Source organism: Caniella muris (genome assembly GCF_943193035.1).
In the GTDB taxonomy this organism is placed as follows: domain Bacteria; phylum Actinomycetota; class Coriobacteriia; order Coriobacteriales; family Atopobiaceae; genus Granulimonas; species Granulimonas faecalis.
In genome coordinates this window covers 1,351,696-1,374,492 of record NZ_CALPCK010000001.1, presented here as the reverse complement: position 1 = coordinate 1,374,492, position 22,797 = coordinate 1,351,696, and the positions used below count along the sequence as shown (strand labels likewise).

At 65.7% G+C, this 22,797-nt stretch carries 18 protein-coding genes; 17 read left to right on the top strand and 1 reads right to left on the bottom strand.

Features of this window, described 5'->3' with window-relative positions; genetic code table 11:
* The first annotated feature begins 2 nt into the window (after positions 1 to 2).
* From NFR49_RS05885 to NFR49_RS05820, 14 genes are all read left to right on the top strand, one after another.
* On the top strand, positions 3 to 1,169 hold the full coding sequence (locus tag NFR49_RS05885) for a glycosyltransferase family protein (protein WP_251158704.1): 1,167 nt from the start codon (positions 3 to 5) through the stop codon (positions 1,167 to 1,169).
* A gap of 151 nt (positions 1,170 to 1,320) precedes the next feature.
* A complete protein-coding gene (locus NFR49_RS05880; RefSeq protein ID WP_251158703.1) occupies positions 1,321 to 2,634 on the top strand; it encodes a nucleotide sugar dehydrogenase in 1,314 nt (437 codons plus the stop codon).
* A gap of 1 nt (position 2,635) precedes the next feature.
* A complete protein-coding gene (gene wecB, locus NFR49_RS05875; RefSeq protein WP_251158702.1) occupies positions 2,636 to 3,742 on the top strand; it encodes a non-hydrolyzing UDP-N-acetylglucosamine 2-epimerase in 1,107 nt (368 codons plus the stop codon).
* 1 nt (position 3,743) lies between these two features.
* The gene (locus NFR49_RS05870; RefSeq protein ID WP_251158701.1) at positions 3,744 to 4,835 is read left to right on the top strand and encodes a Gfo/Idh/MocA family protein; all 1,092 of its coding nucleotides are present in this window, start codon (positions 3,744 to 3,746) and stop codon (positions 4,833 to 4,835) included.
* Complete coding sequence (locus NFR49_RS05865; RefSeq protein ID WP_251158700.1) at positions 4,832 to 5,413, top strand: acyltransferase; 582 nt, start codon at positions 4,832 to 4,834, stop codon at positions 5,411 to 5,413. The genes NFR49_RS05870 and NFR49_RS05865 overlap by 4 nt, the downstream gene beginning before the upstream one ends.
* On the top strand, positions 5,413 to 6,546 hold the full coding sequence (locus NFR49_RS05860) for a DegT/DnrJ/EryC1/StrS family aminotransferase (protein ID WP_251158942.1): 1,134 nt from the start codon (positions 5,413 to 5,415) through the stop codon (positions 6,544 to 6,546). Before NFR49_RS05865 ends, NFR49_RS05860 begins: the two co-directional genes overlap by 1 nt.
* 2 nt (positions 6,547 to 6,548) lie before the next feature.
* On the top strand, positions 6,549 to 7,820 hold the full coding sequence (locus NFR49_RS05855) for a lipopolysaccharide biosynthesis protein (protein ID WP_251158699.1): 1,272 nt from the start codon (positions 6,549 to 6,551) through the stop codon (positions 7,818 to 7,820).
* A 393-nt stretch (positions 7,821 to 8,213) separates the two neighbouring features.
* Positions 8,214 to 8,942 carry a glycosyltransferase gene (locus NFR49_RS05850; RefSeq protein WP_251158698.1) on the top strand — a complete coding sequence of 243 codons (729 nt, stop codon included), beginning with the start codon at positions 8,214 to 8,216 and terminating at the stop codon, positions 8,940 to 8,942.
* Positions 8,943 to 9,243: 301 nt separating this feature from the next.
* Positions 9,244 to 10,449 (top strand): hypothetical protein, encoded by a 1,206-nt coding sequence (locus tag NFR49_RS05845; RefSeq protein WP_251158697.1) that lies wholly within the window; start codon positions 9,244 to 9,246, stop codon positions 10,447 to 10,449.
* A gap of 66 nt (positions 10,450 to 10,515) precedes the next feature.
* Complete coding sequence (locus NFR49_RS05840; RefSeq protein WP_251158696.1) at positions 10,516 to 11,727, top strand: glycosyltransferase; 1,212 nt, start codon at positions 10,516 to 10,518, stop codon at positions 11,725 to 11,727.
* A gap of 275 nt (positions 11,728 to 12,002) precedes the next feature.
* Complete coding sequence (locus tag NFR49_RS05835) at positions 12,003 to 12,326, top strand: hypothetical protein (protein ID WP_251158695.1); 324 nt, start codon at positions 12,003 to 12,005, stop codon at positions 12,324 to 12,326.
* Positions 12,304 to 12,756 (top strand): type II toxin-antitoxin system VapC family toxin, encoded by a 453-nt coding sequence (locus NFR49_RS05830; RefSeq protein WP_251158694.1) that lies wholly within the window; start codon positions 12,304 to 12,306, stop codon positions 12,754 to 12,756. The genes NFR49_RS05835 and NFR49_RS05830 overlap by 23 nt, the downstream gene beginning before the upstream one ends.
* A gap of 227 nt (positions 12,757 to 12,983) precedes the next feature.
* Entirely contained in the window at positions 12,984 to 15,011 is a 2,028-nt protein-coding gene (locus NFR49_RS05825; protein WP_251158693.1) for a DUF4012 domain-containing protein, read from the top strand.
* Positions 15,012 to 15,125: 114 nt separating this feature from the next.
* Positions 15,126 to 16,475 (top strand): glycosyltransferase family protein, encoded by a 1,350-nt coding sequence (locus tag NFR49_RS05820; protein WP_251158692.1) that lies wholly within the window; start codon positions 15,126 to 15,128, stop codon positions 16,473 to 16,475.
* Positions 16,476 to 16,768: 293 nt separating this feature from the next.
* On the opposite strand, the gene NFR49_RS05815 is transcribed toward NFR49_RS05820, so the two are convergent.
* The gene (locus tag NFR49_RS05815) at positions 16,769 to 17,932 is read right to left on the bottom strand and encodes a hypothetical protein (RefSeq protein ID WP_251158691.1); all 1,164 of its coding nucleotides are present in this window, start codon (positions 17,930 to 17,932) and stop codon (positions 16,769 to 16,771) included.
* A 124-nt stretch (positions 17,933 to 18,056) separates the two neighbouring features.
* On the opposite strand from NFR49_RS05815, the gene NFR49_RS05810 reads away from it, so the two are divergent.
* From NFR49_RS05810 to arcC, 3 genes are all read left to right on the top strand, one after another.
* Positions 18,057 to 19,016: a hypothetical protein gene (locus NFR49_RS05810; RefSeq protein ID WP_251158690.1), complete on the top strand. Its 960-nt coding sequence runs from the start codon at positions 18,057 to 18,059 to the stop codon at positions 19,014 to 19,016.
* Between the two features lie 379 nt (positions 19,017 to 19,395).
* On the top strand, positions 19,396 to 21,348 hold the full coding sequence (locus NFR49_RS05805; RefSeq protein ID WP_251158689.1) for a DUF2207 domain-containing protein: 1,953 nt from the start codon (positions 19,396 to 19,398) through the stop codon (positions 21,346 to 21,348).
* 389 nt (positions 21,349 to 21,737) lie between these two features.
* Positions 21,738 to 22,706 (top strand): carbamate kinase, encoded by a 969-nt coding sequence (gene arcC, locus NFR49_RS05800; RefSeq protein WP_135977809.1) that lies wholly within the window; start codon positions 21,738 to 21,740, stop codon positions 22,704 to 22,706.
* Positions 22,707 to 22,797 lie beyond the last annotated feature (91 nt).

Genomic DNA, 22,797 nt, shown 5'->3' with positions numbered 1-22,797 from the left:
GCATGAGCGGCGTTGGGCGCCTGGGTTTTGTGGTTGTCGACTGGCCCGGCATTCAGAGGGCGACGCCGGGTATTGCTCGAAAGATTAAATGGCAGATGAAGGCCTTTGCGAATGCGGGGTTTGACGTCGAGCTGGTGGGCGTAGAGGGACACAGCACGCAAGGTGAGAAGCTGCTCGACAGGCTCCCCTTTTATTCAGATTACGGGGCGTGGCGTGCTGCGCTGGCTCCGGGTTATCGGGCTCTCTATATCCGTCGCCCGTCGTATGTGAGTGCGGGGATGTTGCGCGCCTTGGAGGTGTATCGGCGCGAGTGCCCTGGCGCTCCCGTGGTATTCGAGGTTCCCACCTGGCCTTACGATGCGGAAGACCGTACATGGAGGCGCCTCCCCCTTCATGTCAAGGATCTCATGCACAGAAGGCGACTTGGAGACGTGGTCGATTATGTGGCCGACCTGTCATGCGCCGATTCAATTCTTGGCATTCCTACGCTTCCTATCATCAACGGGGTTGATCTTGACGACATGCCCTCGCGTTCCCCCTCAGGAGAAGCCGCACCCGTTCTTAATCTTATGTGCGTTGCGGCTTTTGCGCGGTGGCATGGGGCCGATCGCGTGCTTCGGGGTATGGCCGTCTACCGTCGAGAAGGCGAGCCAGCCGGTCCGGTGCACCTCGAGTTGATCGGGGATGGTCCAGAGCTGGCCTCTCTCAGGCGGCTTGCAGACGATCTCGACGTTTCTCCCATGGTCACATTCCGTGGGATGCTCGGAATTGAGGACATCGCGCGGGTCTACGACCGCTGTCAGATGGGCATAGCTTCGCTCGGACTTCACCGCATCGGACTTGACCGGGCCTCGACGCTTAAAACCAGGGAGTACTTGGCTAAGGGACTGCCTTTTGTCTACTCTGGTTCCATCGATGTTTTAGAGGGGCGCGACGTCGACTTTTGCCTACGGGTTCCGGCCGATGAGAGCCCTCTTGATATAGAACAGGTGGTCCGGTTCTATAGGTCGCTGGTCTCCAATCGTACGGAGAGGGAACTTGTGGAACGGATTCGCAAGTTTGCGGAGCTGCATGTCTCCATGGACGCAGCCATGGGGCCAGTTTCAAGATATTTTCTGAGAAATCTGTCCATAAACGCGGGGGATTTAACCGGTAAAGAGTCGATTTAGCGCACTTGCATAGATTTCTTCTTGCGGTTGCTTCGTTGCGGCAGTGGGTCATTTTCTGGGCGAGTATGATGCTGAAAGGTCATTTATGTGACAAATGACCGCGACCAACATCATGCCGCTAGATTGCTGTGCAGCAAGGAAAGTACAAGCCATGAACAGAGACATTCTCGACCGCATTCAAGACCGCTCCATCACCTGTGGCACTGTGGGCCTCGGCTATGTGGGCCTGCCCCTGGCCGTGGAGAAGGCCAAGGCGGGCTTCCGCACCATCGGCTTCGACGTGCAGCCCGCCAAGGTGGAGATGGTCAACGCCGGTCAGAACTACATCGGCGACGTGGTGCAGGAGGACCTGGCGCAGCTCGTCTCCTCCGGCATGCTCGAGGCCACCAACGATTTCTCCCGCGTGGCCCAGTGCGACTTCATAGCCCTCTGTGTGCCCACACCCCTGGACGCCCACCAGCAGCCCGACACCTCCTATATGGAGGCATCGGCCAGAGAGATCGCCCCCCACCTCAAGCCGGGCGCCATGGTGGTCCTGGAGTCCACCACCTATCCCGGCACCACCGAGGACCTCATCCGCCCCATCCTCGAGGAGGGGTCCGGCCTCGTGTGCGGAAAGGACTTCTACCTCGGGTTCTCGCCGGAGCGTGTGGACCCGGGCAACCGCGTCTACAAGACCAAGAACACCCCCAAGGTGGTGGGCGCCATCGGTGAGGAGGCCCTCGAGTGCATCTCCGCCGTCTACGAGGCGGTGCTGGAGGGCGGTGTCACCCGGGTCTCCAGCCCCCGGGTGGCAGAGATGGAGAAGATCCTCGAGAACACCTACCGCAACGTGAACATCGGCCTGGTGAACGAGCTCGCCCAGCTCTGCGACGAGATGGCCATCGACATCTGGGAGGTCATCGACGCCGCCAAGACCAAGCCCTACGGCTTCACGGCGTTCTACCCTGGCCCCGGCCTCGGTGGCCACTGCATCCCGCTCGACCCCTACTACCTCTCGTGGAAGGCCCGGGAGTACGGTTTCCACACCTCCATGATCGAGGCCTCCATGATGGTGAACGACCGCATGCCCGAGTACTGCGTGGACCGTGCCGCCCGGGTGCTCAACGGCCGTCAGAAGGCCCTCAACGGGTCCCGAGTCCTGGTGCTGGGCGTGGCCTACAAGCAGGACATCGACGACTACCGTGAGAGTCCGGCCCTGAAGGTGGTCGACCTTCTCGAGCGCCGCGGCGCTGAGGTGAGCTACTTCGACCCCTGGGTGTCGAGCTATCGCTACAAGGGTGAGACCCGGGAGTCCATACCCGAGCTCACCCCGGAGGTCGTGGCCTCCGCCGACCTCGTGCTCGTGGCCTGCGGTCACACGAACGTGGATTACGAGATGGTCCAAGAGAACGCCCAGGCCGTCTTTGACACCAAGAACGCCATGAGGGGTGTCGTGAACCGCGACAACATCGAGGTGCTCTGAGGTGGCTGCGAACAAGGTTCTCACCGTTGTGGGGGCTCGGCCGCAGTTCATCAAGGCCGCCGTGGTTTCCCACGCGATCGCCTGCGAGGGGTCGCTCGAGGAGGTGTTGGTGCATACCGGCCAACACTATGACGCCAACATGAGCCAGACGTTCTTCGACGAGCTCTCCATTCCCGAGCCCGCCCACAACCTCGGTGTCTCGGGCGGAAGCCATGCCCAGATGACGGCGAGGATGATGGTCTCTCTCGAGGAGGTCATGGAGGCCGAGGGCCCCGATTGCGTGCTTCTCTACGGGGACACCAACTCGACTTTGGCGGCTGCACTGACCGCCGCCAAGCTTCATATCCCCGTGGCCCATGTGGAGGCAGGCGCTCGCACCCACAGCCGGACCAACCCGGAGGAGATCAACCGGGTGTGCGCCGACGCCGTGAGCTCCCTGCTCCTGGCGAGCACCCAGACGGGGGTGGACAACCTCGTCCTGGAGCACAACCCCGGCCGCGTCTCATTTGTGGGCGACCCCATGTACGACGCGTTCCTCGCCTATTCTGCGAGGTCCCGGAAGCCAGCCCTCACCGACCTGGGGTCGGGACTTCCCGTCGACGTCCCGGCACGGTTCTGCTACCTCACATGCCACCGAGAGGAGAACACGCGGGACCCCGGGACCTTGGCGGGCGTGCTCGACGCCATGCAGTCTCTCGACGTGCCGGTGATCTATCCCGTGCACCCGCGCAACAGGCGGGTCGCCCTCGAGCTTGCTTCCACCGGTGGGTACGGCAACGTGCTGTTCGTGGAACCGGTGGGCTACCTCGAGAGCGTATGGCTCGTCAACCGGGCCGATCGGGTGGTGACCGACTCGGGCGGCCTACAGCGGGAGGCATTCTTCGCCGGCGTCAAGTGCACGACGGTCCTCGACTTCGAGTGCTGGCCCGAGACCATGGTCGACGGGCGTAACATCCTGGCACGGCCCGACAAGGAGAGCGTGCTCTCGGCCATGGCCACGCCCCAGCGCGTGGATCCGGCCTATCTCCCTTTCGGCGACGGCCATGCCGCCGAAGGCATCGTGCGGGAGCTCGTGGAACTGACCCAGAACGTCGCCAAGGAGGCCTAGCGTGAAGTGCGCCATCATCGGCTGCGGCCGCATCTCCACCAACCACGTCACCGCCATCGAGCGCAACGGCTTCGACCTCGTGGCCGTCTGCGACGTGCTGCCCGAGCGCATGGAGTCGCTCCTGGCCAAGCACGGCCTCGAGGGCGACCGCTCCATCGCCCGCTACACCGATTACCGGCAGATGCTGGCCGAGCACCCCGAGATCGAGCTCGCGGCCGTGGCCACCGAGAGCGGCGAGCACGCCGGGATCGCCCTGGACCTCATAGACGCCGGGGTGAACTGCATCGTGGAGAAGCCCCTGGCCATGGCCATGACCGACGCCAACGAGATCGTGCGCCGGGCCGACGAGGCCGGCGTCAAGGTGTGTGCCTGCCACCAGAACCGCTTCAACGTGGCCGTGCAGAAGACCCGCGAGGCCCTGGAGGCGGGTCGCTTCGGGCGGCTGTCCAACGGGGCCGTGAACATCCGCTGGAACCGCAACCGCGCCTACTACGAGCAGGCCCCCTGGCGCGGCACCTGGGCCCAGGACGGCGGTTGCCTCATGAACCAGTGCATCCACGGCATCGACCTGCTGCGCTGGATGATGGGGGGCGACGTGGTGGAGGTCTACGGTGCCACCGGTCAGCGTCAGCACGGCTACCTCGAGGCCGAGGACATCGGCGTGGCCGTGCTCAGGTTCGCCGACGGCGCCGTGGCCACCGTGGAGGGCACCGTCAACGTCTACCCCCGCAACCTCGAGGAGACCCTCTGCCTCATCGGTGAGACCGGCACGGTGAAGATCGGCGGCACGTCCACCAACAACATCGACGTGTGGGACTTCGCCGACGAGACCGAGGCGGACCTGGCCAACAAGGGCCTGGAGGAGGCCACGAGCAACGTCTACGGCAACGGCCACACCGCCGTCTACGCCGACATGGCCGAGGCCATCCGCGACGACCGGCCCCCCTACATCGACGCCAGGGCCGGCCGCGACGCCCTCGAGGTGGTGCTCGCCATCTACAAGAGCCAGAAGACCGGCCAACCGGTGAGGCTGCCCCTGGGCGATTTTGCCTCCACCGACATGGCGGGGGAGTTCGGGGAGGGGTCGCTGTGAGCGAGGACCGCTTCCCGGGCGCCTTCGTGCATCCCACCGCCCTCGTCGACGAGGGTGCGGCCATAGGGGAGGGCACCAAGGTGTGGTGCTTCTCCCACATACAGGCGGGCGCCGTCATCGGCCGCGGCTGCACCTTGGGCCAGAACGTCAACGTGGCCGATAACGTGCGCGTGGGCGACGGCTGCAAGGTGCAGAACAACGTCTCCCTCTACGAGGGGGTGGAGCTGGCCGACGGCGTCTTCTGCGGGCCCTCCTGCGTGTTCACCAACGACCTCACGCCCCGTGCCCCCTATCCCAAGGGCAGGGCCGGCTACCGCAGGACCGTCGTGGGGCGCGGCGCCTCCATCGGCGCCAACGCCACGGTGGTGTGCGGCCACGAGCTGGGGGAGTGGTGCATGGTGGGGGCGGGCGCCGTGGTGACCGGCGACGTGCCGGCCCACGCCCTGGTGGCCGGCGTTCCGGCCCGTCAGGTGGGCTGGGTCTGCGAGTGCGGCGAGCGCCTGGATGCGGACCTCGCCTGTCCCGCCTGCGGCAGGCGCTACCACGAGGCCGGGGCGGGCCTGAAGGAGGCGCTGTGATGGATTTCAGGGACCTCAAGGCCCAGTACGCGGCGCTCAAACCCGCCGTCGACGGTGCGGTGGAGGCCGTCCTGTCCTCGGGGCGGTTCATCGGCGGCGCCCCGGTGGCGGAGCTCGAGGGGGCCTTGGCCGACTATGTGTCCATGGACCACTGCCTCACCTGCGCCAACGGCACCGACGCCCTGGAGCTGGCCCTCCTGGCCTGGGGCGTCGGCGAGGGCGATGCCGTCTTTGTGCCGGACTTCACGTTCTTCTCCAGCGGCGAGGTGGTGCCCCTGGTGGGGGCCACCCCGGTGTTCGTGGACGTTGACCCGGCCACCTACAACATGGACCCCGCCTCGCTGCGCCGGGCGGTGGCCTGGGTGCGGGAGAGCACGGGGCTCTCCCCAAAGGTGGTCGTCGCCGTGGACCTCTTCGGCCTCCCGGCCGACTTCCCCGCCCTCCGCGAGGTGTGCGACGGGGAGGGCATGTTCCTCCTGGAGGACGGCGCCCAAGGCTTTGGCGGCATGATCGGCGGGGCCCGCGCCTGCTCTTTCGGCGACATCTCCACCACGAGCTTCTTCCCGGCCAAACCCCTGGGCTGCTACGGCGACGGCGGGGCGGTCTTTACCGACGACGACGGCTGGGACGCCCTCATGGGGAGCCTCGCCGTCCATGGCAAGGGGACGATGAAATATGACAACGTGCGCCTGGGCATGAACAGCCGCCTGGACACCCTGCAGGCGGCCGTGCTCTCCGTGAAGCTCGAGGCCTTTGCCGGCCATGAGGTGGCCGACGTCAACCGGGTGGCCGCCTGGTACGGGGAGGCGCTGTCCTTCCTCGGGGCGCGCGGCTGGGGGCTCCCCGAGGTCCCCCAAGGCTATCTGAGCTCCTGGGCCCAGTACACGGTGAAGGTGCCCGAGGGCGCGGACCGCGCCGCGGTGCAGGCCACCCTCAAGGACCAGGGGGTGCCCACCATGGTCTACTACCCCCGCCCCATGCACAGGCAGCCGGCCTTTGACGGCGTGGGACTCTGTCCCGACGGCTGTCCGGTCACCTGCGAGCTGTGCGGCCGCGTGCTGTCCCTGCCCATGGGGCCCTACATGGGCCGAGACGACGTCGAGCGGGTCGCGGCCGCCCTCGAGGTCCTCTGACCGTGGCGGCCCTCGACCGCCTCAAGGGACCCTTCGCCAAGCTCTACCGGACGGGGTTCTTCCATATCTTCGGTGCCGGGACGATCAACAAGGCGGTCTCCAGCCTCACCATGATCGTGTTGGTGTGGCTCATCCCCAAGGCGGAGTACGGCCTCTACTCCTACGTGTTCAACATCGTGAGCATCTTCGCCCTGTTCAACGGGCTGGGGGCCTCGTCCGCCCTGCTCCAGCTCTGCTGCGAGCACATGGAGGACCGCCCCCTCATGCTGGCGGTGTTTCGCTACGGCGAGCGCTGGGGCAGGGTGGCCGACGTGGCCCTGGCCGTCCTCATCCTCGTCTACGCCCTGGTGGCGCCGGGGGCGCTGCCGGGTTCCCAGCCTCTGCTGGCCCTGTACTGCCTCTATCCCCTCGTGGTGCTCCTGTGCGAGCTTCGCCTCGTGTACCTGCGGTCGAACCTCGACAACAGGGCTTATGCCTATATGACTAACGTCCAGACCCTGCTTCTGGCGGGCCTCTCCATAGGCGGAGCCCTCGTTGCCGGCGTGCCGGGGCTCATCGCCGGTCAGTACGCCGCCTACGTGGCGAGCTTCGCCGTGCTCGCGTGGCGGCACCCGCTGCCGAAGCCGATGCCGGAGGAGCGCGACCACACTTTCAGTAAGAGGGAGTACTGGTACGTGGCGTTGGTGTCGTCCCTCAACAACGGGCTTAGCCAGGCGCTTGCGCTGCTGGGAACGTTTTTCGTGGGGCAGTACCTGGCGAGCGACACCGCCGTGGCTTCCTACAAGGTGGCCACCACCATCCCGTTCGCACTGCTGTTCATCCCCACCATGCTTATTACCTATATTTACCCTTACTTCGCTTCCCACAATACCGATGGCCCTTGGACGCGCCGTAATTACCTGCGACTTTCCCTTGTCAGCGCGGCGTGTGTGGGGAGCGTGGCTTTCGTTATGGGCGCACTGGGAGGGCCGCTCATCGGCCTTGTATTCGGCGAGCAGTACCTAGATGCCGTGCCGTCGTTCCAGATTCTGATCGTCGGATTCTTCGTTACGGCGGCTTTTCGCCAACCTGCGGGAAATCTGCTCGTGACCCAGAAGCGGCTTACCGCCAACACCGCTGTGGGCATCGCCTCCATCGTGCTCAACGTTGCGCTTTCGGTAATCCTCATCCCTTCCATGCAGCTGGAGGGCGCGGCATTGGCCTACACGGGGACGATGACGATGGGCGCGGTGCTCAGCTGCGGGTGTTATGTTCACGCAATCAAGGACCTCTAGGAAGCTGAATCGCGAGGCGAAGGGAGCGTAATGGAAGTATATGGAATGATGCGCCTGCGCCAGCCGGAGCCTCGTCGGGGCAGCAGCGGTCCGTCAGCCCTATGGACCGTGGTTCGTCTTTCTATGTTGCATTGCCCTCGAGATATGCGTCGGGTTCAGCTTTCTGCCGTGCGCTCGACACGTGTGCCCGTCGATGCATCGTGACCGGTTTTGTGGAGCATACCATGCATGCAACAGTGTTCAACTTGTTTTCAGAGAGCCTGTCTTCGATGATTAGTGGTCGGGCCGCTGAGACATTGGTTGACGGAAGGAGGGGACTGGGCGATGGCGTCCTTGCGTTGTCAGAGTGGCCTGGTTACCTGCGCGGACGCTTGACAGGGAGGGTAGACTAGGATGGTCGAGCAAGGAAAATGCGCCCCTCGGGTGTCCGTGGCCCTTGCAAGTTATAATGGGAAACAGTTCATAGAAGAACAGCTAGACTCCATACTTGCCCAGCTTACTTGTGACGATGAACTTGTGGTTTCTGACGACGGATCGTCGGATGGCGCATGGGAGCTCATTCTGCGGCGGGCCGGGGCGGATTCGCGCATCAGGCCGGTTCGCAACAGTCATCTTGGCGTCGTGGGCAATTTCAACAATGCCCTTTCTCGCTGTGTGGGGGATGTTGTTTTTATTTCCGACCAAGACGACGTGTGGTTGCCAGGAAAGCGTCAGGCGATGGTGGAGGCTCTCGAGGAGTCTGGGGCAGACCTTGTAATCCACCGTTGGAATCGGGTTGATAGGAGCGGAGCTCCTGTGGGGGGCGCCTCTCAGCCTGGCGATGATTTTGAGCTTGGGTTTTTTAGGAATCTAATTGCATCCCGTTATTCAGGGTGCTGCATGGCCCTCGATCGTCGAGCGCTTCGTTATGTCCTTCCACTTCCAAAAACAGTTTTGAACTACGATCGCTGGATTGGCCTGGCATGCGAGGCATTTGGAGGTGTGTATAAACTGGACGACGTGCTGCTGGATCATCGTATACACGATTCAAATGCCACCCCAAAAGGCCGTGGGGTTTTTGAAAGGCTAAAAGAGAGGGCGACCATTCTCTGGGAGTTGGCAAAGCGAAGGGGCTGTGCATAGGTGTTCAGCTTTCCGGCCGATTGCGGCCTTGCTGCCGGGTGGGGCGAGGGAGGATTTGGATCAGTGTCCTTTTTTCAACTTTTGGGGGCGGCAGGGGCACGTATGGGACGATGTTTATCGTGGCGGCCCCGTCCGTTACTGGGCACTTATTCGAAGGATGTCATGAATGTGCGCAGTGTCGAGCAAGGTGTACCAAAAAGGAGTGTTGCAAATGAATAGGGCCTTGCGCAATTTGCCGTCAAGGCTGGTTGCAGTACAGCCTCGCAGGTCTTTCCCCAAGCATTATTCCCCGGCAAGAAGCATGGATCAAAGAATGGTCTATGCCAGTGCTTTTTTTAAGTATAACCGAGAATTATTCTTTTATATTATCTTTTTCGCGTATGTGACGCTGACGATATCTAGAGCGGTTTTGCTCTTTCCGGTGCTCGGCCTTGACGTCGAGGCGCTTTATCGTGTGGAGAGCAAGGCGATAGCGCTGGCTCTCTTGGTGCTTTTCTGTCTAGGCGGCTACTGGCGAGTCAATCCTGTTCCAAAAATCACGCTGGTCGCAGCGTCTGTGGTGCTGTCGGCTTTTTCTGCGATAGACGCAATGCTGCTGACGCTATTTATACTGTGCGCAGAAGGGTCGGATATCAAGGCTCTGGCCCTGGTTTCTATGGTGGCGATGCTACTCATTGGCATCCCCAGTATTCTCGGCAATTTGCTGGGCGTTGTTCCGGACGTGGAGAGTTTTCGAGTCGATGGAAGCCGTCGTTTTGCCTATGGCTTTGCCCATCCAAATGGGTTCGGATTATTTGTTTTTATGATTACATTGGACTATATCGTGATTCGCTACGGCCGACTGCGTCTCGCAGAGCTCCTCGTTCCGATCGGGAGCGTGGCGATCATATTGGGACTGTGTGACTCGCGAACCATGACGATCATGGCCCTGTTTCTTGTTGTTCTGGTTTGGATGGGGAGGTTTGAGGGAAAGAGCGGGAGAGTTGGCTGGATAGGTTTTTCTGTCGGCGTTCTGGCCGCTGCTGGTTCGTATGCGTTGCTTGCCCTCTACCGTGCCGGCCTTCCGTTTGCTCACATGATGGATAGGGTGCTTTCCCAGCGGCTGAACTTCGGTTCTTACTACCTGACGAAGACGCCTCCTACGCTTATGGGCAGGGACTATTCTGCAGTGCCACTGCCAAACAACCCAAACGCGGTTGGGGTTCTCCTCGACAACGCGTATTACAGGCTTCTCCTGGTATTTGGCATTGTCTTTACGGTAGTTTTCCTGACATCGATAATAATCTTTTTGTTTAGGTCGGCAAAAAATGGCACGACGGGTGTCGTCTTTTGGGGCATCGTGGTTTTTTGCGTTGTCGGGGTGGCAGAAAGCGCGATGCTTTGCTTTGCCTACAATTACTTTCTGTCTGGGCTTTGCAGCCTGTGTTCAGGAGAGCAATCTGGCCATCTTAAAGTAACGGGTAGCAGCAAGAGTCAAGGGCTAAGACGCCTTTCCGTCTTTAAGTAATAAAATAGTATTTATATCAACTGTAGACAGAGGAGCGTTGTGCGCAGTTGTCGTCCGAAGCTCGTCATGATCACCGACTCCTATCCGTTTGGCTCTATTGAGCAGCCCTTTGTGGAGCCAGAAATACGTGCCTTTCTCGAGAACTGGGATGTCGCCATAGTCCCTATGGGGTCGTCGCGGACATTGAACCCTGCTTGCAGCCGTAAGGTTCTCTCCCAGGTCCAGGTCCTTTTGCCGAGAATCCCTTGGAATTCGGCCACCAAGGCTAGATATGGCCTTCTTGCTGCTGCTTCACCGATGTTCTGGCAGGAGGTCCGCCACTGTTCTCCAATGCAGGCCAAGACGGCCTGGGCGTATCTTTCCAAGGCGTTGTGGGCACGCTCGGCTTTCAAGGACTTAGGTCTCCTGGGCTCAATGGGGAGAACCTTGTTCTATTCGTTCTGGCTCAATACCTCGGCGCTGGCTCTAGCGCTCCTTCGTCAGGACTGCGGCGTGGGTCATGTTGTCTCTAGGACGAATGGATATGACCTCTATAACCATAGAATTCCAGCTGGGCGACAACCCTTTCGCATTCAAATGAAAAATAATATCGACAGGATACTTTTCTCGTGCCAAGTTGGTCGGGATTATTTCTGTCGTACGTTTGGGCCCGAGGCCATGCCCGGGCAGTACCAACTTGCTCGGCTTGGATGCTCGGACCACAGCGCTTTCGAGCGCGATGGTGCAGGCAAGTTCACCGTGATGAGTTGTTCGAGTGTCATTCCCCTCAAACGTGTTCGGTTGCTGGCTGAGGGCATCGCCCTCGTGGGGCGTGATTCGATACGGTGGATTCATGCCGGAGACGGCCCTGAGCTGGATGAGGTGCGTGCCTTTGCAGAGAGGGAGTCTCTTGATGCGACGTTCCTAGGGAACGTTCCAAATGATTCACTTATGAATTATTATAGCAACACCCCTATCGACCTGTTTGCGACCATGTCATCTTCCGAGGGCGGGTGTCCGGTTTCGGTGACGGAGGCGCTCTCGTTCTCGATGCCGATTCTGGCCAGTCGGGCTGGGGGCGGTGTTGTGGAGCAGGTCGACGCCTCCAACGGAATCTTGTTGGGGGACAATCCGTCGGCAAGGGAAGTTGCCGGGGCGCTTACGTCGTTTCTCGAGATGGGGCGTGGCCGTCTGGCGGCGATGGGTCGTTCGTCTCACAAGAAATGGGATAGGTATTTTGACGTCAGAAAGACGACGTCGCGAGTGGTTGGGCTAATGGAGGGGCTGTTGGAACAGTAAAAGGACAACTCCTCGTCGGCGCTCTTTGTTAGAGCGGCGATGTGCGCCGTCGGCAGTATGGAACTTCTGCATATTGCGATCGTCTCCGGCCGGATGACCCAGCCCCGCGGCCCGCTGCTACTTTCATAAGTTTTTATGAAATCGTATTTTGAACCGGTGCCTTCATGCGGGCATTTTCCTCCTGGCGACACGCGGGCCCTTCGAATCGGACTTTCTCTATGTTGATGTAATACGTGCTACAATTCTTCCTAATCCCACGGCTGTGAGGAGGCACCATGGCAACCATCAGCGCCCGGGTCCCCGACGAGGTCCGCCGGCAGGGTCTCAGCCGGTTGCGTGCCCAGGGGGCCACCGTGAGCGACCTGGTCAACGCCGCGTTCGACTACCTCATCCAGACGGGCGAGCTCCCCGGCCGCCCATCCAAGGTCCAGGGGCGTCGCGGTCCGCTGGGTGCGCGGGCGCTCAGCCCCGCCCAGGCCGACGAGCTGCGGCGGTCGCTGGAGGCCACGACGTTCCCGGACGCCGTCCCTGCGGACGGCGGAAACTACAAGGCCGCCCTCGCGGAGGGGAGGCGCCGTGACTACGAGGCTCTTTCTTGATACGTGCCTTCTGATCGACTACTTCTCGGCCCGCCCCCGCTTCTTCGACCCCATGGTCAAGCTCCGTGTCGCCGCCATGCTCGGGGACGTCCAGCTGTGGTGCAGCGCCAAGTCGTTCACGGATGTCTTCTACGTCTCCTCCAAGGGCGTCGACCCCGCCGACCTCCAGGAGGCGTTTCTCGAGAGCCTCGGCTTCCTGCAGGTGGCGTCTGTGGACGCCGACTGCGTCAGGGAGGCCTGCCTGCGCGGGTGGGACGACTTCGAGGACTGCCTCGTGGCGGTGACGGCGGAGTGCTGTCGGGCGGACGTCCTGCTCACCCGCGACGTCGCCGGGTTCAGGCGCTCGGCAGTGCCCGTCATGACCCCGGGCGAGTACCTTGCCGGCCTCAAGGAGGACGAGGGCGTCTGGTACGTGACCGAGACCCTGTGAGGTCGGGGCACGGCCGGCCCCTGTGCCCGGTTTCGGCGGGCCTGCGGTTCCGTCCCGCCCCGCCCCGTGGAGATTCGGTCCCACCGCCACCCTCTTCAGAGGGCAAGAAAACAATCCATAAATCCATGTATATACTGGTGGGCTAGCTGCCCGGGTCGCATTCGGCCTCGGCGACCCCATGCCATCGCCGGCGCCCCGCGGCGTCTTTGCCTTCCCTAGGAGGTTCCGTGTCTGCCAAGCACATGGCCCCCGGCCCGTCCGATCCCAAGAAGCGGCCGTCCCAGGGCCCCGCCCGCCGGGCCTCCCACGCCAGGCAGACCGCCTCCTCCTACGGCCGCACCCAGGGCGCCGGCCCCCAGCCGTCCCCGCACCGGGCCACCCGGGCGTCGCGGACGGCGGCGGCCCCTACGGCCTCTGCCCCCGCGACCCCCGCCCCCTCCCGGCACGGCGCCTCCGAGCTCGACCGCGTGAAGTCCCGCTCCGGCAGGCCCGCCCCCGGCAAGCGCCGCCGTCGCGGCCCGCGCTGGTGGCAGGTGACCCTCATCGTCGTCGCCGTGCTGGCCCTCGTGGCCGGTGCCTGCGGCTTTGCCATGTACCAGGACGTCAAGGCCATCCAGTCCGAGGTGGACGACGTCAAGCAGGAGTTCGCGGTCTACAAGGACGCCCTCATGAACGGCAAGTCCGACCAGCTCTCCGGCTCGGCCGCCTCGCTCGCCCAGAGCACCCAGTCCATGGCGGACCATGTCTCGAGCCCGCTCTGGCGCCTCGCCGAGCTGGTGCCCACCTACGGTCAGGACGTGCGCCAAGCCCGCGAGCTCGTGAACGCCGCCAACATCCTCGTGCACAACGGCCTCGTGCCGTTCTCCAACGACCTCAACGGCGTTTCGGTGAAGTCGCTGGTCAAGGACGGCGGCCAAGTGGACATCGAGATCCTCCGCAAGCTCATCGACGCCGTGCTCGAGATCCGCGAGCCCCTTCAGGACACCATCCACACGGTGCGGTCCATGGAGCCGTTCCACATCCAGCGCCTCAACGACCTCATCGACGGCGCCCGCTCCACCCTCGCCACGGCGGACTCCCTGCTCGACGAGGCCGACGATGTGCTCCCCCAGCTCCCCTCCATGCTCGGCGCCGACGGCCAGACCAAGACCTACCTCGTCCTGGCCCTCAACAACGTGGAGACCAACGCGGCCGGCGGCTTCCCCGGCGCCTGGGGCACCATGACGGTGACCGACGGCAGGATCAGCCTGGGCGACACGTTCGAGCCCTTTGCCCAGCGCCGCGACGGCGAGACCGGCGTGGACGTCACCGACGAGGAGATGAACGCCCTCAACATGACCGGCGCCAAGGAGAACCCCGCCGTCGCCCTGGCCACGCCGCAGTTCCCCCGCGCCGCCTCCATGGCCGCCCAGGTGTGGCTCAACTGGAACCACCAGGCCGTGAACGGCGTGGTAGCGGTGAGCCCGGTGTTCCTGCAGTCCCTCCTCGCCGTGACGGGTCAGTCCGTGGACGTTGAGGGCATCCACGTGGACGGCTCCAACGCCGCCACCGTGCTCATGCACGACACCTACTGGAACCTGCCCGTGGAGGCCCAGGACACGTTCTTTGCCGGGGTGGCCGGCTCGTCGTTCAGGGCGGTCTTCGCCGGGATCGGCAGTGCGGACAGCGGCGACCTGGCCAAGACCTTCATGGACGGGGCCCTCAGGCGGAACTTCCAGGTGTGGATGGCCGACGAGGCCCAGGAGGGCGCCATCGACGCCCTGGGATTCTCCGGCAGGCTCTCCGACGACCCCGCCAAGCCGGTGCTGGGCACCTACACCACGGACTACACCTGGTCCAAGATCGACTGGTACCTGAACATGAACACGCAGGTGGGCGAGGGCGTGAAGAACGCCGACGGCTCCACGAGCTACCAGGTGACCACTACGGTGGCCAACGCCATGACCGAGGAGGAGGCCGCGACGGCCCCCGAGTACGTCACCGGCAGCAACGCCGCCATGAAGCGCAGCCGCGGCGACATGGTGACGGGCCTGTATCTCTTTGCCCCGGCGGGCGGCACCATCAGCGACGTGCAGGCCACGGGCGGCGTGTTCTCCACCACGCAGTGCTCGGTGTACGGATTCGACGTCTGGCGCTGCCAGCTGAACGACGCCCCGCAGGAAACCACCACCGTCACCTACACCGTGACCACCTCGCCAGAGGCCACGGAGCCCCTCGCGGTGGACCGCACCCCCGCGGCCCGGACGTTCTCGTAAGAGAGGCCCCCGTGCCCGCTCCGTGAGCGGACCGGGGCCCGCCCTCCTCAAAATAGGCAACCTGTGCGACTATGGTGCCCCACGGGTTGTCCGGCCGGCGATGGAGGGCGGGCTTTGAGGCTTCTTCTCATAGGCGAGCACATGGCCCCGCTCCAGAGCGTCGCCACCCTGCGCTGGACCAAGCTCGGGAAGTACCTGGCCCTCGACCATGGCGTCGAGGTCGACGTCCTCACCACCCGCAAGGACTTCTCCGACCCCGCGGGGCGGTATCGCCGCGACGACACCCTCCTGGCCGACATGGAGCACTTTGGAACCTTCCGCCTGCTGAGGCCCCCGGTGGCCGTCCGGGCCTTTACCGGGGCGAGGTCGTGGGTGGCCCGGCGCCTCAGGGCCCGAGAGGGCGACGGCCCCGTCCAGGCGGCCGTGACCTACAAGGGCGCCTTCGAGGACCTGAAGTCCTTTGGCCGCCGGGTCGACCTGGCCCTGGGGCGCCTCCTCGCCGCCCGCGGCTCGGCCATGGATCTTTCTGCCTACGACGTAATCGTCTCCACGTGCGGTCCCGGCTGGCCCCACCTCGTGGCCCGGGCCGAGAAGCGCCGCCGCCCCGACGTGGTGTGGCTGGCCGATTTCCGCGACCCGGTGTCCCGCAACCCCGCCGACCGGCGCCTCTGCAAGGCTTACGGTGAGGTGGTGGCCTCCGCCGACGCCGTGCTCGCAGTGTCCGAGGGCACGGTGCCCCTGACCTTTGCCCGCCCCGGTCAGCCGGTCCACGTGCTCACCAACGGCTTCGACCCCGCCGACCGCCCCCGGCGTCCGGAGGGGGAAGGGCGCCCCCTCGACCGCTTCCGCGTCTCCTACACCGGCACCCTCTACCACCTCCCGTGGGAGACGGAGAACATCGCCACCGTGCTGCGCCTGCTCCAGGCCATGGTCGACGACGGGGAGATAGACGGCGAGCACCTGGAGTTCGTCTATGCCGGGGCGAGCTCCGCGGTCTTCCGCTGCCAGGCGGCCACGGTGGAGGGTGTCTCCTTTTCCGTGCGGGACCTCGGGCTGCTCCCTCGCCACGAGGTACTCGACCTCCAGCAGGCCTCGGCGCTGCTGGCGTTCTCCACGTGGAACACCTCCGCCCAGCAGGGGGTGATAACCGGCAAGCTCTGGGAGTACCTCATGGCCGGGGTGCCGGTGCTGGGGGCCTGCACCGGCGAGCTGGGCGGCTCGGAGGCGCGGCGGGTGGTGGAGTCGGCCCGGGCGGGCGTGGTCATGGAGGCGCCCACGGCCGCGGCCGACGCCGTGCGGGCCCGCAGGTTCGTGGCGGGGCTCTACCGCCAGTGGCTCGAGGAGGGGACCACCTCCGTCGACGTCGACGCGGCCTATGTGGACAGCCATTCCTACCCGGCCCTGGCCGCCAGGCTCATGGACGAGGTCGTTCTCCCGTTGACGGGGTCCCGGCACCGGTCGTAGGCGGTGGATTTCAAGGACCGTTACCTTTAAACTGTTGGAATCGTCCGGTTTGTTGGGAGGTACCCATGCACACCGCCCGTCCTAAGCACCGCACGGTATCCCGAGTTCGCCGCCGCGGCCTCTGGGTCCTCTCCGTCGCCGCGGTCGCGGCGCTTCTCCTGCTGGTGGGCCTTCTCGTTCCCGCGGAGCCCTTCGCCAGGCCCTAAGCTCCGTCCCGGGCGGCTTGTCCCAATGGTCGGACACTTTTGTCCCACCACTCGGACACTTTTGTCCCACCGGTCGGGCATCGCGGGCTAGCTCTCCGCGGTGGTGCCCTCCTCGGCCGTCAGGTCTGTCGGGACGATCTCCTCCGTCACGAGCGTCTTGCCGTCCAACGTGGCCGTCACGCTGACGCGCCTCACGGCCGGGCTCACGTCGAAGCCCACCGCCGCCACGACCCAGGCGAGGTCCCGGGCGGCTTCCTTGCCCAGCTTCCTGCGGGCGCCGCTGGGTTTCACCCGCAGCCAGCCGCTCTTGAGGGTTACGAGCTGCCGCTCGGGGATGCCGCCCTTGCCGGAGAGGTCCAGCGAGACCTGGAGCTCCGGTGCCGAGAAGCCCACCTCCACGGACACCTCCAGGGGCAGGCCCATCTCGTCGAGTCGGCGCACCACGCCCTCCCGCACGTAGGCGGGGTCGCCGTCCAGCGCGGCCCGGAGCTGGGCCACCGCCTCCTCCCGGGCCGCCTCGAGGGCGGCGACCTTCTCGCCCTGCGCGGCCACCCAGGCGTCGCGGCGCTCGCCCCAGGCCCGGCGGGCGGCGGCGATGCGGTCGCGGGCGCGGGACGCCACGTACTCCTCGCGCAGCTGCGTGGTCTTCCAGAAGGCGAGGGGGTTCACGGCCCGGCGGGCCTCCTCTCCCAGCTCGGCGGCGATGGCGTCGAGGGAGGGCTCCGGCTCGGCGAAGGGCTCGGTGTCGGCCGTCCAGCCTTGGGTCTCGGCGATGCTGGCCTCGTACCAAGAGGCGTCCCGGGGCGTGGGTGCGAGGGCGGCGATCTGTTCGATGGCCGCGACGCGCCGGTTGTAGGCCTGCTCGGCCTCGCATGCGGCGGCCTTGGCCTCCTCGCGGGCGAAGGCGGACGCGTGGCGGAAGGGCCGCGTGCCCTTGATGGCCGCGAGGAGCTCGGCCTCGTCCACGGCGTCGCCGATGACGGAGCCGTCGGCCGCGAGCACGGTCTCCACGCCGCCGGCCGTGCGCCTGACGGCTGCCCGGGCGTCGTTGCCCGCGAGCTCCCGCCAGCGTTCCAGCGCCTTGCGCTGCCGCCGCGTGGTGTCCGGGTCCTCCGAGCCGGGGACGGGTGCCACGACGTCGTGGGTGAACGCGGTGTCCTCGTCGGCCACCTCCGCACAGGGGTCGGAGCCCACGACGGCGCACAGGGTCTCGACGGCCGGTTTCTTGAACGGGTTGGGGAAGGGGACCATGGGCTCTCCCGGGGGTGGCGTCGCTGACAGGTTTCCGACCGTTTGTGTCAATGGTCAGGAAACTTAGTATATTCTGACCATGAACCGACCATCAACGATGGAATCCTGCGACCGAGGGGGACCCATGGGAAACGGCCTGAGCGACCTCGTCAGATCCACCTTCCAGAAGGTCACTGGGGCCATGGGCGGTGCCCGGGCGTCTCGCGGTGGCGCCGGGGACCCCGGTGCCACCGTCAGCGACGAGGACGTCCGTGCCGTGGTGAAGGGTGCCATGGGCCATGCCCGTGGTTTCTCCGCCAAGGTGGTGGCGCCGTGGGTCGTGGGAACGTGCTTCGCCCTCTCCGTGGTCTCCGGCGCGTTCGCCGGCGGCGCCCCCGCACCCGAGCCCGAGCCGGCCGATCCCCCGGCGCCCGTGGCCGTGGCCGAGGTGGAGGAGCCCGAGGAGGACCCCGCCGAGCCGTCCCAGGTGACCTTCTCCGTGGCCGTGCCCGCCGAATGGCCTGCCGACGGCACCGGCCCCGCCGAGGTGGCGGTGTCCGTCGCCGGTACCTCCGACGAGGGCGGCGCCGTGTCCGAGACCCTCTCCGTGGCGCCCGGGTCCGGCGCATCCCTCGACCTGGAGCCCGGATCCTACGTGGCCACGGCCCAGTCCGCCGAGGTCACGCTGGGCGACACGGTCTTCTCGGCCGGGCCGTCGTCCTTCACTGTGGACGGCTCGGGCGATGCCGTGAAGGTCTCGGTGACCTTTGCCGTGGACACGGCCAAGACCGAGGCCCTCGCCGCGGAGAAAGCCGCCGCGGAGAAGGCCGCCGCCGAGAAGGCGGAGGCGGAGCGCAAGGCCGCGGAGCAGGCGGAGGCGGAGCGTAGGGCCGCCGAGCAGGCCGCTGCGGAGCAGGCTGCGGCCGAGGAGGCCCGCCGCGCCCAGGAGGCGGAGGCGCAGCGCAACAGCCAGACGGTGTACATCACCGATACCGGCAAGAAGTACCACAACAGGGGTTGCCGTCACTTGAAGGAGAGCCAGCACCCCATCGCCCTCGACGACGCCGTGGCCCTGGGATACGGTCCCTGCAAGCACTGTCACTGACGCCGCCTGTCCCAATGGTCGGACACTTTTGTCCCACCTTTGTCCCGCGCCGGCCGGGCCCCTCCCTCCGCACCTGAATGCGGTTGAGGGCGGGTCTGCCGGGCCCATATCGGCGAGAATCACCCTGCAACGCGTTCATGCGGCGGATTTCCGCCCCTAGACGCATTCAGGTGCCGAGGAGGCCGGAGGAGGTCGCCCTCAGACGCGTTCAGGTGCCCTCTGGGGAACGGTGTCCTCAGGGGAACGCCGCCCGGGACGCCGGCCGCACGCCCCAGCCCCAGCCGCCCCGCGCCCCGCCCGGTAAACCTGAAAAACCCTTGTGGGGACATAAGCAATTCATTAGACTGTGGGGACCGTCCGCTCCTTTGGAGGTGGCCCTATGGTCGAGCATGTCCGGCGCCGTCGGCTCGGCGCCCTCCCGCTCCTGTTGGCCGTCGTCGCGGTGACGCTCGCCGCGTGGCTGGCCGCGCCCGCACCCGCCCTCGCCAAGTCGTACGAGATCCCGCGCGTGGACATCGACGCCACGCTGCAGCCCGACGGCACCCTCGTCGTCACCGAGGACCGCACCTTCTCGTTCGACGGCAGCTTCAACGGCGTGTACTGGCGCCTCCCCGCCGGCGACTACGAGGGTCGCTCCGTCGACCCGCAGGTGGAGTCGGTGGGCGTGGTCTCGCCGTCCGGCCAGCTGCAGGCGTTCTCCGAGGGCTACTCCGGGGCCACCGGCACCTACGAGCTGGACCCCGAGGGCACCTACACCGAGGTCAAGCTCTACAACCCGGCCGACGACGAGGACGTCACCTACCGCATCGTCTACCGGCTGCCGGGCCTCGCGTCCGCCTGGGCCGACACCGGCGAGCTCTACTGGAAGTTCGTGTCCGACGGCTGGGACGAGACCTCCCAGGACGTCACGTGCACCGTCCACCTGCCGGTGCCCGCCGGCCAGTCCGTGGAGCCCGAGGGCAACGTGCGGGCCTGGGGCCACGGCACCCTCGGCGGCTCGGTGTCGTTCAACGGCGACGACGTCGTCTTCTCGGTGCCCGCGGTGGGCGGCGACGACTTCGCGGAGGCCCGCATCACCTTCCCGGTCTCCTGGCTCTCCTCGGTGACGCCCTCCTCGACGCCGCGCATGGACTCGATCCTGTCCGAGGAGCAGCGCTGGGCCGACGAGGCCAACCGGCGCCGCGAGATGGCCCGTGCCGTCTACGGCGGCACCGGGGTGGCCGTGGTGACGGCGGGCGCCGCCTCGGTGGCCGTGCCGCTGTGGGTCCTCTCGCGCTATCGGAGGCGCCACCGCCCGGTCTTCCAGGACGAGTACTTCCGCGACGTCCCCTCCGACGACCACCCCGCCGTGCTCGGCGCCCTGCTCAACGACGGCGACGCCACGCCCGAAGGCTTCACCGCCACCCTCATGCACGCTTCCGACGCCGGGGCCGTCGACCTCAACCTCGTGGAGATCCCCAAGAAGGGGATCCTCGGGCGCCCCCGGGAGGACTACCAGCTGGTCAAGAACCCGCGCCGCGCCGAGGGCCTCTCCGACCCCGTGGACCGCGCGTTCATGACCTGCATCTTCGACGACGTGGCGCCCCTCGTGACGGGCTACGAGCCGCCCGCCGACGGCCGCGTGGCCCTGGACTTCTCGCGTCTCAAGAAGGTGGCCAAGAAGCATCCCGAGGAGTTCGTGGAGGCCTACGAGGGTTGGTCGTCCGCCGTGGAGGGCGCCTGCACCGCGCGCGGCTTCCTCACCGGGGAGTCCACGGGCGCCGGCTTCTGCGTCCTCTGCATCGTCCTGAGCGCCGTCGCCCTCGTCCTCGGGTTCGTCGCCCTCCTGGCGTTCGAGGCCCCGTTGCCCGCCTTCCTCACCCTGCTCCTGCCCGTTGCCGGCATCGTGGCGTCGTCCGTGGTCGTGGGCCGGCTCAAGGCCTACTCGGCCGAGGCCGTGGAGCTGCGCGCCAAGCTCGAGGCGCTGCGCCGCTGGCTCAAGGACTTCACGCGCCTGGAGGAGGCCGTGCCCACCGACGTCGTGCTCTGGAACCGCCTGCTGGTCATGGCCGTGGTCCTGGGCGTGGCCGACGAGGTGATCGAGCAGCTGCGCGTGGCCGTGCCCGAGCTCCTGGACGACCCCGGCTTCATGCCCACCTACATCTGGTGGAGCGCCCACGGGTCCATGGGGTCGCCGGCGTCGGTCTTCGGGGATGCGGCCGCCTCGAGCTATCAGGCGTCCACGGCGGCCGTGGCCGCGTCGTCCATGAGCTCGGGCGGTGGCGGTGGCGGCGGCTTCTCCGGCGGCGGCGGTGGCGGCTTCGGCGGCGGCGGAGGTGGCGGCGCCTTCTGAGGCCATCCGACGGGTTGTCATGGGTCCCGGGTGCTCGGTCTCGCGCGAGGCCGGGCACCCGGTTTTCTGTGGCGCCGCCTGTGGGCCCCCGCCCCGGGGTCTCAACGGCGCCCGGGGCCGGCAGGTTCCTGCAAAGGCGCCCAAGGACTATGCAAATGGCTGAGTTTTGGACCCGATGCAACTTCTATCGCATGAAATTCACGGATAGCTTCATACACGGTATCTTGAAAAAACCTATCTACCACTGAAAACGAGATACCTACCGCTCGGCGCAATGCATAAGCTCTCCATAATCTCTGGGCGCCTCGGGGGTATACCTGAAAAGGTAAGGCGCCCCGTGATTCTCGGCACGGGGCTTTGCGTTTCAATGGACTATTGGGAGGACACACATGGCTTCTGATTACACCAAGGCCCCGGGCAAGCCCGACCGCATCGTCGTGGCCCTCGGCGGCAACGCCCTCGGCGACAACCCCTCCGAGCAGATGGAGCGCATCGACGTCGCCGCCCCCGCTCTTCTCGGCCTCATCGAGCTCGGCAACGAGATCGTCATCACCCACGGCAACGGCCCCCAGGTGGGCATGATCCAGAAGTCGTTCGCCACCGCCAACGACATCAACCGCGAGATCCCGGCCATGGACCTGCCCGAGTGCGGCGCCATGAGCCAGGGCTACATCGGCTACCACCTGCAGAAGGGCCTCGGCAACGAGATCCGTCGCCAGGGCAAGCCGTGGCACGTGGCCACCATCGTGACCGAGGTCGAGGTCGACAAGAACGACCCCGCCTTCGAGAACCCCACCAAGCCCATCGGCCAGTTCCTCACCAAGGAGCAGGCGGACGCCCAGAAGGCCGAGAACCCCACCTGGCAGTTCATGGAGGACTCCGGCCGCGGCTACCGTCGCGTCGTCGCCTCCCCGGCGCCCAAGTCCATCGTTGAGATCGGCTCCATCCGCCACCTGCTCGACGAGGAGTACATCGTCATCGCCTGCGGTGGCGGCGGCATCCCCGTGTACGAGCAGGACAACGCCCTCGTGGGCGTCGGCGCCGTCATCGACAAGGACCTCGCCGGCGAGCTGCTCGCCGAGGACTGCGACGCCGAGAAGCTGATCCTCCTCACCGCCGTGGACCACGTGGCCATCAACTTCGGCAAGCCCGACCAGCAGGACCTCGAGGACATCACCGTCGAGGAGGCCGAGAAGTACCTGGCCGAGGGCCAGTTCGGCAAGGGTTCCATGGAGCCCAAGGTCAAGGCCGCCGTCAAGTTCGCCAAGAGCCGCCCCGGCCGTGTGGCCATCATCGGCTCCCTCGAGAAGGCCCCCGAGGCCATGAAGGGCACCAGCGGCACCCGCATCCACATGTAGGCTGCCCTAGAGCCAGAGCGTTCCTCCCAAGGCCCCCGCACCCGCGGGGGCCTTTTTCTGTCAACAGGTTGCCCTCATGCTTGCGAGTCTT

Bases quoted from the DNA above. Each gene is read 5' to 3' on its own strand.
- NFR49_RS05885 (WP_251158704.1), top strand. From the start codon at position 3: ATGAGCGGCGTTGGGCGCCTGGGTTTTGTGGTTGTCGACTGGCCCGGC.
- NFR49_RS05880 (WP_251158703.1), top strand. From the start codon at position 1,321: ATGAACAGAGACATTCTCGACCGCATTCAAGACCGCTCCATCACCTGT.
- NFR49_RS05860 (WP_251158942.1), top strand. From the start codon at position 5,413: ATGGATTTCAGGGACCTCAAGGCCCAGTACGCGGCGCTCAAACCCGCC.
- NFR49_RS05850 (WP_251158698.1), top strand. From the start codon at position 8,214: ATGGTCGAGCAAGGAAAATGCGCCCCTCGGGTGTCCGTGGCCCTTGCA.
- NFR49_RS05845 (WP_251158697.1), top strand. From the start codon at position 9,244: ATGGATCAAAGAATGGTCTATGCCAGTGCTTTTTTTAAGTATAACCGA.
- NFR49_RS05840 (WP_251158696.1), top strand. From the start codon at position 10,516: ATGATCACCGACTCCTATCCGTTTGGCTCTATTGAGCAGCCCTTTGTG.
- NFR49_RS05835 (WP_251158695.1), top strand. From the start codon at position 12,003: ATGGCAACCATCAGCGCCCGGGTCCCCGACGAGGTCCGCCGGCAGGGT.
- NFR49_RS05815 (WP_251158691.1), bottom strand. From the start codon at position 17,932: ATGGTCCCCTTCCCCAACCCGTTCAAGAAACCGGCCGTCGAGACCCTG.
- NFR49_RS05810 (WP_251158690.1), top strand. From the start codon at position 18,057: ATGGGAAACGGCCTGAGCGACCTCGTCAGATCCACCTTCCAGAAGGTC.
- NFR49_RS05805 (WP_251158689.1), top strand. From the start codon at position 19,396: ATGGTCGAGCATGTCCGGCGCCGTCGGCTCGGCGCCCTCCCGCTCCTG.
- arcC (WP_135977809.1), top strand. From the start codon at position 21,738: ATGGCTTCTGATTACACCAAGGCCCCGGGCAAGCCCGACCGCATCGTC.